The 11,587-nt window shown below is 42.2% G+C and carries 11 protein-coding genes; 3 read left to right on the forward strand and 8 right to left on the reverse strand.

Features of this window, described 5'->3' with window-relative positions; translation table 11 throughout:
* Positions 1–45 precede the first annotated feature (45 nt).
* The 3 genes from DWX65_RS08655 to DWX65_RS08665 form a co-directional block, all read right to left on the reverse strand.
* The gene (locus tag DWX65_RS08655) at positions 46–741 is read right to left on the reverse strand and encodes a LiaF transmembrane domain-containing protein (RefSeq protein ID WP_117842005.1); all 696 of its coding nucleotides are present in this window, start codon (positions 739–741) and stop codon (positions 46–48) included.
* Positions 738–1,199 (reverse strand): LytTR family DNA-binding domain-containing protein, encoded by a 462-nt coding sequence (locus tag DWX65_RS08660; RefSeq protein WP_117698057.1) that lies wholly within the window; start codon positions 1,197–1,199, stop codon positions 738–740. The genes DWX65_RS08655 and DWX65_RS08660 overlap by 4 nt, the downstream gene beginning before the upstream one ends.
* A 93-nt stretch (positions 1,200–1,292) precedes the next feature.
* Positions 1,293–2,849, reverse strand: a complete 1,557-nt coding sequence (locus DWX65_RS08665) for a phosphate--AMP phosphotransferase (RefSeq protein WP_117842007.1) — start codon at positions 2,847–2,849, stop codon at positions 1,293–1,295.
* 283 nt (positions 2,850–3,132) lie between these two features.
* On the opposite strand from DWX65_RS08665, the gene DWX65_RS08670 reads away from it, so the two are divergent.
* Together DWX65_RS08670 and DWX65_RS08675 are read left to right on the forward strand one after the other, a co-directional pair.
* A complete protein-coding gene (locus tag DWX65_RS08670; RefSeq protein ID WP_118173246.1) occupies positions 3,133–3,375 on the forward strand; it encodes a hypothetical protein in 243 nt (80 codons plus the stop codon).
* Positions 3,376–3,491: 116 nt separating this feature from the next.
* On the forward strand, positions 3,492–4,247 hold the full coding sequence (locus tag DWX65_RS08675; protein WP_022244011.1) for an exodeoxyribonuclease III: 756 nt from the start codon (positions 3,492–3,494) through the stop codon (positions 4,245–4,247).
* A 56-nt stretch (positions 4,248–4,303) separates the two neighbouring features.
* On the opposite strand, the gene DWX65_RS08680 is transcribed toward DWX65_RS08675, so the two are convergent.
* The 3 genes from DWX65_RS08680 to DWX65_RS08690 all read right to left on the reverse strand — a co-directional run bounded on the left by DWX65_RS08680 (position 4,304) and on the right by DWX65_RS08690 (position 9,323).
* Positions 4,304–6,964, reverse strand: coding sequence for a sensor domain-containing phosphodiesterase (locus DWX65_RS08680; RefSeq protein ID WP_118173247.1), 2,661 nt, complete (start codon positions 6,962–6,964; stop codon positions 4,304–4,306).
* Between the two features lie 5 nt (positions 6,965–6,969).
* Positions 6,970–8,448 (reverse strand): methyltransferase, encoded by a 1,479-nt coding sequence (locus DWX65_RS08685; RefSeq protein WP_118173248.1) that lies wholly within the window; start codon positions 8,446–8,448, stop codon positions 6,970–6,972.
* A gap of 86 nt (positions 8,449–8,534) precedes the next feature.
* Positions 8,535–9,323 carry a peptidoglycan recognition protein family protein gene (locus tag DWX65_RS08690; protein WP_117947436.1) on the reverse strand — a complete coding sequence of 263 codons (789 nt, stop codon included), beginning with the start codon at positions 9,321–9,323 and terminating at the stop codon, positions 8,535–8,537.
* Between the two features lie 222 nt (positions 9,324–9,545).
* Between DWX65_RS08690 and DWX65_RS15510 the strand changes: the two genes are divergently transcribed.
* Positions 9,546–9,680 carry a hypothetical protein gene (locus tag DWX65_RS15510; RefSeq protein WP_022244007.1) on the forward strand — a complete coding sequence of 45 codons (135 nt, stop codon included), beginning with the start codon at positions 9,546–9,548 and terminating at the stop codon, positions 9,678–9,680.
* Between the two features lie 21 nt (positions 9,681–9,701).
* Here the strand turns inward: DWX65_RS15510 and DWX65_RS08695 are convergent, their stop codons facing one another.
* Together DWX65_RS08695 and DWX65_RS08700 are read right to left on the reverse strand one after the other, a co-directional pair.
* Positions 9,702–11,084 (reverse strand): MATE family efflux transporter, encoded by a 1,383-nt coding sequence (locus tag DWX65_RS08695; RefSeq protein ID WP_158564719.1) that lies wholly within the window; start codon positions 11,082–11,084, stop codon positions 9,702–9,704.
* Complete coding sequence (locus tag DWX65_RS08700; protein WP_117842012.1) at positions 11,074–11,523, reverse strand: winged helix-turn-helix domain-containing protein; 450 nt, start codon at positions 11,521–11,523, stop codon at positions 11,074–11,076. Before DWX65_RS08700 ends, DWX65_RS08695 begins: the two co-directional genes overlap by 11 nt.
* Positions 11,524–11,587 lie beyond the last annotated feature (64 nt).

The raw sequence follows: 11,587 nt of genomic DNA on the forward strand, positions 1-11,587 counted from the left end.
AAGCTGCCAGCAAAATTTTGCTGACAGCTTTCTCTATGCTATTTCTTATACATATATAATTGTTACGCCGGAAAAATTACATTCTCCGGTAAGTATCACACTGTGCACACCATCCGGTACATTCCGATTTTTCTCTTCCACTGCACCAAATGCTGCATGGACTTTATTTATCATTGCCCAGCTCTTTGGAATATAAAGCTCTACTCCGGAAAAGGATGCATCCAGATAAATCGTTGCCTGTGGCTGCTGCATCATCGCATTATCAAAATACACTTTCATGCTGCCAAAGCTGCAGTCCAAGGAAGCAGACTGGAAATCATCCGTATTCACATATTTGATGGATGCGCCAAAGGAGGTATCGAAAGAAATCCGGTTACCATCCTCTTCATCTATAATGGTCTCATAGTCCGTATCTTTTTTCTTTTTCCAACATTTTGTGGTATTCTTCTTAAAAATGATACCGAAGCCGATGGATAAAAGCAGTGCCGCTCCAAGTATCGGCCATGGTGTAATCGCCTGTATGCCAAGCTGTTCATCATAAATAATTCCTAGAAATGCCAGTGAAAAAAAGATTCCGGTAAATCGAAGCTTTATCAGGCTGCTTAATAAAATACAACCGAAAAATATTGTTCCGATTACCGTCCAGAAGCCAATGCCTTCCACCAGTCCCAGTTTGCTTACAATCAGGAATACCGCTCCAAAAATCAGAAACAGTCCCCAGAAGATTCTCTCTTTTTTCATTTTCTTATCCTCTTTTCTTCCAGTTTACATTTTAATGGTTTGTAGTAATATCTTGATACATATACCTGTTTATGGCTTCCCATAAATTCCACCACACTTGATGCCGTAAGATTTCTTGTAATGGAGTAAATCCGGTTGGTATTTAAAATTGTGGATTTGGAAACCCTCATAAAATGTCCCGGCAACAGTTCTTCCAGCTCATACAGTTTATATCTGGTCTGATACATCTTATCTGTTGTATGCACCCATACCTCTTTGGTCTCTGTCTCAAAAAACAGGATTTCATCCAAAGACAGATAGTATTCCGTATCTTCCTTATAACAGATTAACTGCTGTTTTCCGGTAAGCACCTGTGACACGGCTTCCTGTATTTTCCTTACATTTTCATCTAAGGATCTGCAGCGAATCAGCACTTCATCCTCTATTAAGTTTTCGTCTAATTCAATCCGTATCTTCATTGTCGTTCCTTCCTATGTCACTCATTATACACAAACACATTTTTCTGTAAATGCCTTTGGAATAAGTGGTAAGAAATACGAACCAAGTGGTAATTATTTCCGTTCTTTTTCTTCTTTCAGACGCTTCTCAATTGCTTCTACCACCGTACGAAGCACTTTAATTCTGGCATAATACTTGCAGTCTGCCTCTACTAAAATCCATGGTGCATAAGTGGTAGAGGTACGAATCAGCATTTCATCCACTGCCTTTTCGTAAGCATCCCATTTCTCACGGTTGCGCCAGTCCTCATCGGTAATCTTCCACTGCTTTGCCGGGTTTTCCATACGCTCCTTAAAACGACGCTCCTGCTCATCCTTATCAATGTGCATCCAGAATTTTAAAACAATGGTTCCATGATGCGCCAGCTGCTCTTCCATTTCGTTCATCTCATGGTAAGCACGCTTCCATTCTTCTTCCTGACAGAAGCCTTCGATTCTCTCAACCATAACGCGGCCATACCAGGAACGGTCAAATATTGCCACATGACCATCCTTTGGAAACTGTTTCCAGAAACGCCACAGATAATGATGTGTTTTTTCTGCATCATTGGGTGCTGCCACCGGATTTACCTGATACCCCCTTGGATCCAATGCCTGGGTCAGCCGTTTGATGGCTCCGCCTTTTCCACCGGCATCCCAGCCTTCAAATGCCAGCACCACCGGAATCCGGTATTTATAAAGTTCATTATGAAGCTCGGAAAGTCTTGCCTGAAGACGTGCAAGTTCTTTTTTGTACTCTTCTTTTTCCATCTTCTTTGAAAGGTCTACTCCTGCCAGTACGGAACTCTTAAGTACCTGCTCCTTTTGTGATGCGGCTCCTGCTTCCTGCAAAGTATCCTTTTCCTGTTTTATTTCCTGCGCCTTTGTTTTCTCCTGCTCCCTCTTCTCCTGTTCGGCTTTCTTATCTGCGATTGCCTGCTCCAACACAGAAACTACGATTTCCGTCATTTTTGCTGCCGCATATTCCCGGTCGGTGCACTCTAAAATATGCCACGGTGCATATTCAGAATCCGTCTTTTCCAGCATTTCTTCATTCATGGCAAGATATTCTTCATAATGCTTATTTCTCGCCAAATCGTCCTTTGTTACCCGCCATGCAGTCTTCTTATCTTCCAGAAGCTTATCAAACCGCTTCTTCTGCTCCTTCTTTGACACATCTGCAAACAATTTGATAATTACCATACCATCATCCGTTAATTGTTTTTCAAAGGAACAGATTTCTCCAAATGCATAATCAAGCTGCTCCTTTGTGGTCACACCGTCAAAGCGGTCCACCAACACTCTCCGGTACCAGCTTCTGTCAAAAATTGCAATTCTTCCCTGGGATGGAATCTTCGTCCAGAAACGCCACAGGAACGGATGCATTTTTTCTTCCTTGGTCTCCACTGCGGTAGCATAAACGGAAAATCCCCTCGGGTCTAAAGGCTCAATGATTTTATTAATCAATGTTCCTTTTCCTGCTGCACCAAATCCTTCAAATACAATCATGACCGGAATCTTCTGTTCCTTACAGGCTCTCTGCAGATAGGATAACTTTGGCTGCAAATCGTCCATCCACTCCTTATATTCCTTTTTCCCCATCTTCCGGTTTAAATCTACCTTCTCTAACATCGCATATCCTCCTTCGCTTATAACTCCACAATACGTTGCATTTTTATATATAGAAATAGTATAATATTTTTCTTGAAGAATATCCAGTCTAATGGGTATAATGAAACAAATATGTGATTGCGAAAAGAAATTATTATTTCAAAAGACTGTATTCGAAGAATGTTGGCTTTAATATGAAATACCGCAGTTCTAAGCTGCATATTTTTCTTTTTGTGATAGAAAGCAGTCTTTCCAATGTTTGACAAGATGCCGGTACTGTCCGCCGGAGTACGGATGCCTTTTAATGGCTGTTAGGGGCACTTGGAATTTCGTCCGGCACCCGGCAACGCTGGCACAGGGACGTGCCAGCGAGGCACATATGAACATGGATGTGAATTTGTGCCGGTTGCCGGACCTGACAAAATATGTCTCGAAATTCTTAGTGCCCCTTGCAGTTATTATATGGCATCCGCACCTGGCGGACAGTGACGGCATCCGGTCAAAGCAACGGAAAGACAGTTTACCATTAAGAAAAATATGCAGCTAAGAATTGCTGGCATTTCACATCACATAAGCCACCAATTCTTCGAATACAGACCTTTTTCAAATAAAACACCGCTTTTTCGCAATCACCGATATGTATCAATAAAAAGGAGACTTACTATGAAATTTATTTCCTGGAATGTAAATGGCTTACGTGCCTGTGTCAATAAAGGATTTTTAGATTTCTTCCATGAAATCAATGCAGATGCATTCTGTATTCAGGAGACTAAACTGCAGGAAGGACAGATTGACCTTTCCCTTCCGGGCTATTACCAGTACTGGAATTATGCGAAGAAAAAAGGCTATTCCGGCACTGCCATCTTTACCAAAAAGGAACCTCTTTCTGTAAGCTATGGCATTGGCATCCCAGAGCATGATGAAGAAGGACGTGTTATCACATTAGAATATGAAAACTACTATCTCATCACCTGCTACACACCAAACTCCCAGAGCGAACTGGCAAGGCTTTCCTACCGTATGGAATGGGAAGATGCTTTTTTACAGTATTTAAAGGGATTAGAAGAAAAGAAACCGGTTATTTTCTGCGGTGACCTGAATGTTGCCCACAAAGAAATTGATTTGAAGAATCCGAAAACCAACCGTAAAAATGCCGGATTTACAGATGAAGAACGGGAAAAATTCTCTGTTCTTTTAGAGAATGGTTTTATCGATACCTTCCGTTATTTCTACCCGGAACAGGAAGGCATCTACTCCTGGTGGTCCTACCGTTTCCACGCAAGGGAAAAGAATGCCGGATGGCGTATTGATTATTTTCTGGTTTCCCAGTCCTTAAAAGAGAAGTTAAAGGGAGCTGCCATTCATACGGAAGTTCCTGGTTCCGACCATTGTCCGGTAGAACTGGAGATAGACTGCTAAACTTAAAATGAGTAAAAAGCTTTCCTTCCATCAGCTTTTTACTCATTCTTTTATTTCTACAGATACTTCTTTTCAAAGTCCTCTGCACACATTGGCTTACCATAATAATAACCCTGAATATACTGCACCTTCATGCTGCGGAGCTTCTCCACCTGTTCCGTTTCCTCTACCCCCTCTACACAAATCCGTACTCCGATGGTCTCTGCCAGTTCTGATACCATCTTTACAAAGGCCTCTGCATACTCATCTTTTCCAATGTCAATGATAAAGCAGCGGTCTATCTTGATAATGTCAATCGGCAGTTCACGGATATGGTTCAAGGAAGAATAACCGGTTCCAAAATCGTCCAGTGCAACCTTTACTCCAAGGCTCTTGATATCCGAAAGAATCCTCTTCATACGCTTCATATCGTTAATTGCAAGGCTCTCTGTTACTTCAAGGGTAAGGTTTGCCGGATCCATCTTTGTCTCTTCCAACACTTCCCTGACTTTTTCTTTCATATCATTCTGCAATAGCTGTACCACCGAAAGATTTACATTGACATGATACTCCGGATGTCCCATGTCATTCCAGTATTTACAACGGTGGCAGGCTTCTTTCAATGCAAAGCTTCCGATTGGATTGATAAGTCCTAAATATTCTGCCAGTGGAATAAATTCAGACGGGGAAATCATCCCCATTGCCTCGGAATTCCAGCGGATAAGTGCCTCTGCTCCACTACATGGATCTCCCGGTCTGGAAATATCCACAATCGGCTGATAATACACCTCAAATTCCTGGCAGGAATTTGTAGTGGCATAACGCATATTCTTCTCTAAATCAAGCCGCTTAAAGGATGTTGCTTCTACATTCTCATCATAGAATTCTATACGGTTTTTACCGCCTTTTTTTGCTTCGTATAAAGCAATATCTGCTTTTTTGATTAATTCCTGTACATTGTCTCCGTCATCCGGGAAACATACCACCCCCATACTCATGGTACAGTAGTAATCTCCACCTTTTAAGAACCACGGCTTGGAGAAAATATTCCTAATCTCTGTTAAAATCTCATCCAGACGCTGATATTCTTCCTGATTAACAATGATGATAAACTCATCACCACCCATGCGGTAGCAGGTAGAATCCAGTCCGGTCACTCCCTGCAGGCTTCTTGAAATCGTCTGCAGCAGAATATCCCCATACTGATGTCCCAGACCATCATTAATATGCTTAAAGTCATCCAGGTCAATATAGCAGAGTGCTCCCTTGCCACCCTGTTCCCTGGCTCTCTGGATATAGATTTCCACATCATGCTCACAACGCATTCTGTTATAAAGTCCCGTCAGGAAATCATTATTCGCCTGGCGTTCAATCTTCTGCTGATAAAGCTTTTTATCCGTCACATCATAAACCGTCAGCAGCATAACCCTTCTGCCATCCACCCAGTTAATCTGGGTATGATAAATGTCAAAATACCGGTTATCCTCTTTGGAATAATATTCTACAAAATTACCATTTCCATAACGCTTATTACCGGAACGGAAAATCTCATCCTGCTGCTTTTCAAACCGGCCATCTGCAAATAACCTGTGAAACTGCTGGTTCGTATAAAGAATCTTCTCCGAAAGCATATCCCTTACACAGATTCCACAGCCTACATTTTCAAGGATTGCCTCTAAGGATGCATAAGAACTTGCCAGCGAATTCTTTGTAATCCGCTTAATCAAAATACTCTGCACAATCTGTTTTACTTCATTTAAAAATTTAATATCGGAAACATCCCAGATACGGCGTTTCCGCAGTTCAAAGAAGCATAAATACATGGCAGCTTCCCCGTTAATCTCTACCGGCAGGCTGATTGCCGCCTGAATATTCCATTTTTCAAAAAACTGTGCAAATGCGGGCGGCAGTATGGAATCTGCTGAAATCATATAAGGCTTGCCATTGGTAAAAGGAAATTCTGATGTGGAAATGCCCTGGCATTTTGCAATCAATGCATCCTCTTCCTCCAGACAGCATTCACTTATCATATCCGCAGTCTCGCCATCCCGGTTAATACGGAGCAATGCTGCATTACTGATTTTCAGATAATTGCATACATCTGTCAGAATTTCGTCTGCAATTTTGGAAAAGCCATTTTCACTCTCCAACATTTTCACGATAGAAGTCATGACCTCTGTACGCTGTAATTCTGTCTTAATCTGCTCCTGGCTTTCCCTGTTTTTGGCAAATGCTTCCTGTGCCAGAAGCTCATCCAACTTTGTAGCAAAATACTGTTTGGATATATAGGTTAAAAAATCAAGTGAATTGTAATACTGCTTTGTCGTAGTCTTCTGGATATTCTCCGGAATCTCCTGTTCTGGTGCGGCTATATCAGAAAGCACACCAATGACAATCCAGATTGCTGCAATCTTACCGCCTACACGGATTGCAACACCGTTCATTTTCAAATAATCCTCTTCCAGCGGTTCTTCCACTACATCTTCCATCTCAGAGGTAATCAGTCTGTTCAGCAGCACAATATGGCGTGCCATACCGACTTTTTCATGAATATAATTCAGTTCTTCCTTGGAACCATATGCCTTGGTCACAACCCCCTGCATCTGGCTTAAGCATACACAATATAAATTATTACAGGCACAGAAACGGTCCTGTAATCCCTGAAGCACTCTTCCGTCGAGTAATTCCGCTCCAAACATTAACTCATTACTCCCCTGCATATCCAACTTCTGCTTCATTTTTGTTACCCCTTTTTACCGACTATAAATAAATAAAAACCTTCTTTTTCCCGTATACAGAACTCGTCTAATAGACGATATTCCATATGTCTCCGCAGCTGTTTCTTTACAAAGCCGCCCTCATTGGAATATAAAATCATATGACCACCATTTTTCAGGAATTTTCCTGCACAATCAAAGAACTGACTGTAAAAGGCATCCTGTTCTTCTCTTGTTTTCTTCCCTCTCAATGGCATATTGGAAATGATTTCATCAAAAAGGTATTTATGTGTAAAATCAAAAAAATCACGATTAATATAATTAATCTGCCTTCCTGCCGCTTTGGCATTCTCTCTTGCCTTTATCACAGCCTCTCCAAAAATATCCAGTCCGTACATATCTCCCGCCGGCACCAGAAGGTCACGTTCTATTAACATGGTACCAACTCCGCAGCACGGATCTAATACCTGTGCACCCTTTTTCAGATAAGGTTCTGCCAGCTTCATAAATAATGCTGCATTTGCCGGATGAATGGATGCTGCAACTGCTTCCTTCCGGTAAGAAAATCTCCGCATTGGAATCGTAAATAATTTACAGGATGGATATAATGTGCCATCCGTATTCTTCGTAAGCCGCAATTCTATTTCATAGCCATCTACCGTATTTAACAGCTGATGTCCGGTTAAATCTTCTAATGTTGCTGCCGCTTTCCGGATAAAGCTGCCTTTTTCTTCCGGTGCAATGCCCCTTACTTCCATGCGGAAGCGAAATGGTGGATTGCCCTCATGCAGCCTGTTTAATAACTCCATAAGATTTGATTTTGCATATGCCTCTGCTACCGCTTCCGGTTCTGCAGCAATCCGGTGTCCCCCGGACAACAGCAACAGCATCTCCCGGAAAGTACGAATCTTTATCACATCCCTGAGATGTGTTGTCTTTACTTTTACACCTGCCGGAACCAGCACCGGACGATCTTTTTTTATCTGTTCTGCCGTAATCTCACGATATGCAGGATTGGTTGTCAGAAGCACTTCTACCTCTTCTTCATATCCAGTAAAACGATGCTTCTTATTCTGGTTCAGCCCACCTAACAATTTATCCAGAGCATGCAGTTCTTCCGTTCTGTGCTTCTTTTCGCTTTCTGCCGGAACTTCTGTTAACAATTCCTTGTAACGCTTCCCGAATGCGTCCTGATAAATCTCTATATCAAGTCCATTCATTGCAGTAAGATAAGAACTTTTCACAAAGCGTGTATTCTCCCTCTGGTATGCCTCAAACAGTGCTTTTGCCGCCCCTGATTCATTTGTCTCACCCAGAATAAGTGCTGCATTTTTCCGGATTTTAGCATCTTCGGAACTCAAAAAGGCATACAAAACCGGATGCGTTGCATGGTATTCTTTCCATTCCTTCAATGCATCCTGATTTTTTATGCTTTTCTTTAATTCTATCAGATTTTCACGTATATTCGTCTCTTCGGTCAGTGCCTTACAAATCTCTTCTAACATGTTTTTCCTTCTTACAACCAGTGGACTTTTCGTCTCTCCACTATCAATGATTTAATATTACTTGAAATCAGAAGATTTGGCAAGACTTACTCCTTGTCATTTTTTAGATTTTCCGGGGCAACTCCATTCTTTTCTATATAATCTGCCACATCTACCTTAAACTGCTTCCAGGCATCCTCGTGTTCCACATAATATTTCGGACAGTTTTTTCCGGTTACGTCATAATGACGGATGACATCATCCATGGTCAGATCATATCTGCCACAAAGCCATGCCACCAGATGCACTAATGTCTGGTAGGTGGCATCGTTGAATCTTCCGGTATCGTCCGGGATACAGCATTCGATGGAAATAGTATCACTGTTCCTGTCATTGGATGCATAGGAAATCTCTTTGCATGGGATGCATTGAATCAGTTCACCATCCAGTCCGATGACAAAATGACTGCTGGCATGTGTTTCATGGCTGTCCTTTAAGCCTTCAAAATAATCACGGTTCTGCTGCGCTGTGGTTCCCGGATTTGCAGTATAATGCACCACAATGCCATTTACCTGATCAATTGCAAGTCCCGGTCTGGAATAATCATTTATCGTAAGAAGCTGCACATCATAATCCGGCGGATTTTCTACCACTTTGGTAACGGCTGCCGGCACATCTGCTGCTGCCAAATGTTTTCCCCTTATCCAGCGGAGCAATTTCCCACCTAATACAAATATGAAAATTACTACAAGAACAATTCCTAAAAGCAGCAGCATTCTCTGAATCCGCACCTGCTGCTGTCTTCTTCTGCGCCGGTATTCTGCTGCTGTATGTGGTTTCTCATATGTATATTTTTTTCTTCCTGTTTTTCTCTTTCCTCTTCCGGTCTGTCTCATTTATTTTTATCTGCTCCTATATGCGTTATCTGTTATTTCATTCCTTATCATCATACACCAAATGTTCCTTACATTTTATTAACAAAAACTTAATTTTCTTTTATGGTAATTTTACACAATTTTTTCACATCTTTTTTGTTGACATTTACCAAAGGTAAGTATATAATACTAAATGAACAAAGAGGTTTGTTCAGATAATAAATTGCATAAGGAGGGATTTGTATGTTCTTAGAGCAGGATGCAGTGCTGGGTCTTTCCAGGTTCGTAGCAAAATACGAAGCATATGTAAGAGAGATGAAAGCACAGAAGAAAGAACCTGTTACCATGTTAGCTTATCTGGTAGAAATGGTTCAGTAGACCAGTTGACTAAACGGCGCTTCATAGCCGCCGCTTTCCGTCACTGGTCTTTTTTTCTGTTCTTTTTTTCTCACTTTTTTGGAAATAACAAAACACAAATGGAATGCTGATGATTGCAGTCAGTCCATCTGACAAAGCCTGCGCAATCTCCACTCCCGCCAGCCCGATCCATTCCGGTAGAAGGAAAATCAACGGAAGAAATACAATTCCCTGACGGCACGCTGATAGAAATGCCGCCTTCCCCTGCTGCCCGATTCCCTGAAACAGCATATTACTTAAAATTCCTATGGGAATCAGCGGAAGAATCAGGCACTGGCTTCGAAAAGTAAAAATGCCGATTCGTGCTGCCATATCCTCTTTTAAAAAGAAGCTCATGGTCATCGGTGCGAAAAGGAATCCTGCCAGACCGATTCCTGCCGCCGCTATGATGCTGCTCCATAAAGTAAAAATAAATGCCTGCTTTAACTTTTTTTTATTTTCAGCTCCAAACTGATACCCTGCCACCGGCTGAAAGCCCTGACCATATCCGATAAAAAGGCTGAAAAATACCATAAATAGCCGTCCGTCTACAGACATTGCTGCTACTGCCGCATCTCCATATCCTACCGCCTTCCGGTTTAACAATACGGCTGCCACGCTGGCAAATCCCTGCCTGCAAAGCGACGGCAGACCATTTTTTATAATGTTTCCATAGTCCTTTATTTTGAAAAAATTTTTACTTTGTTTCTTTCCATTCAGTTTCATTCTGCCATGCCAGAAACAGCCTCCCAGTACCATCGCTGCCACTGCCTGTCCGATAAATGCCGCTAATGCGGCTCCTTTTACTCCAAGATTTAAGACAAACAGAAACACCGGTGTCAGTATAATATCAAGAATTCCACCGGTTACCATTCCTGCCATGGATGCTTTCGCCCTGCCTTGTGCCCGAAGAAGCGTACCAAGTACCAGTGTCTCTATGGTAAAGGGTGCCGACAGCAATACAAAGAGGGCATATTCCCTTGCATATGGAAGCAGCTCTGTTGTTGCACCGGAAAGCTTCAGCAAAGGTGTCAAAAAAATCAGACCTGCCCCCAGACTTATAAGTCCAAGCAGCAGCCCTGACATAATTGCCGAATTTGCAATCTGCTCTGCCTGCTCTTTTTCTTTCTTTCCAAGGAGCCTTGAAACAAGGCTTCCCGCTCCCATGCCAACAGTATAGCCCACTGCCTGTATCCATGCCACCAGAGCAAACGTAATTCCGACCGCTCCGGTTGCCCTGCTGCCAAGTCTTGTTACAAAGAAGGTATCCACGATACTGTAAGCAGAAATTACCAGCATACTAAGTACCGTAGGTGCCGCCAGTGACAAAATCACACGATGCACCGGTTCTGTTTCCATCCTCTGTTCCAGGCTCTTATTCTCCATGAGTGCCCTCACTGTCTGATGGAACATATTTATATCCGACTCCGTGCACCGTTATGATATAACGCGGCCGTCTGGGATTCTTTTCAATTTTCTTCCGGATACTCTTAATATAGGAATCTATGGTTCTGTCATAGCCATCAAAGGCATCCTCTAACGCATAAGTAATCAACTGGTTTCTGCTATATACCCGGTGGGGAGATTTCACCATGGTATATAAAATTTTATATTCATTAGGTGTCAGATGAATCTTTTTCCTGCCTCTTCTGATACAATGATTGTCTACTTCTAAGATACAGGCCGTTCCAATTTCAATCTGACTTCCTGCCCGCCTGTCTTCTTCGTATACAATGCGGTAGCCCTCTTCTAAAAGCTGCTGGCAGAGTTCCTGGGGCATCCTTCCTTCTGACTCCTGAATGATAATGGTTCCCTTTGTTCCCATATATCTTCTATCCTTCCTGCTACAATCTTTTCTACTAATTTATACTCTTTTCTATTGTAGTCAG

It is taken from the genome of Roseburia sp. AF20-18LB (assembly GCF_003461185.1).
Classification (GTDB): domain Bacteria; phylum Bacillota; class Clostridia; order Lachnospirales; family Lachnospiraceae; genus Roseburia_C; species Roseburia_C amylophila.

Excerpts from the sequence above, each read along its gene's own strand:
- DWX65_RS08655 (WP_117842005.1), bottom strand. The coding sequence starts at position 741 with ATGAAAAAAGAGAGAATCTTCTGGGGACTGTTTCTGATTTTTGGAGCG.
- DWX65_RS08660 (WP_117698057.1), bottom strand. The coding sequence starts at position 1,199 with ATGAAGATACGGATTGAATTAGACGAAAACTTAATAGAGGATGAAGTG.
- DWX65_RS08665 (WP_117842007.1), bottom strand. The coding sequence starts at position 2,849 with ATGTTAGAGAAGGTAGATTTAAACCGGAAGATGGGGAAAAAGGAATAT.
- DWX65_RS08670 (WP_118173246.1), top strand. The coding sequence starts at position 3,133 with ATGGCTGTTAGGGGCACTTGGAATTTCGTCCGGCACCCGGCAACGCTG.
- DWX65_RS08675 (WP_022244011.1), top strand. The coding sequence starts at position 3,492 with ATGAAATTTATTTCCTGGAATGTAAATGGCTTACGTGCCTGTGTCAAT.
- DWX65_RS08680 (WP_118173247.1), bottom strand. The coding sequence starts at position 6,964 with ATGAAGCAGAAGTTGGATATGCAGGGGAGTAATGAGTTAATGTTTGGA.
- DWX65_RS08685 (WP_118173248.1), bottom strand. The coding sequence starts at position 8,448 with ATGTTAGAAGAGATTTGTAAGGCACTGACCGAAGAGACGAATATACGT.
- DWX65_RS08690 (WP_117947436.1), bottom strand. The coding sequence starts at position 9,323 with ATGAGACAGACCGGAAGAGGAAAGAGAAAAACAGGAAGAAAAAAATAT.
- DWX65_RS15510 (WP_022244007.1), top strand. The coding sequence starts at position 9,546 with ATGTTCTTAGAGCAGGATGCAGTGCTGGGTCTTTCCAGGTTCGTAGCA.
- DWX65_RS08695 (WP_158564719.1), bottom strand. The coding sequence starts at position 11,084 with ATGGAGAATAAGAGCCTGGAACAGAGGATGGAAACAGAACCGGTGCAT.
- DWX65_RS08700 (WP_117842012.1), bottom strand. The coding sequence starts at position 11,523 with ATGGGAACAAAGGGAACCATTATCATTCAGGAGTCAGAAGGAAGGATG.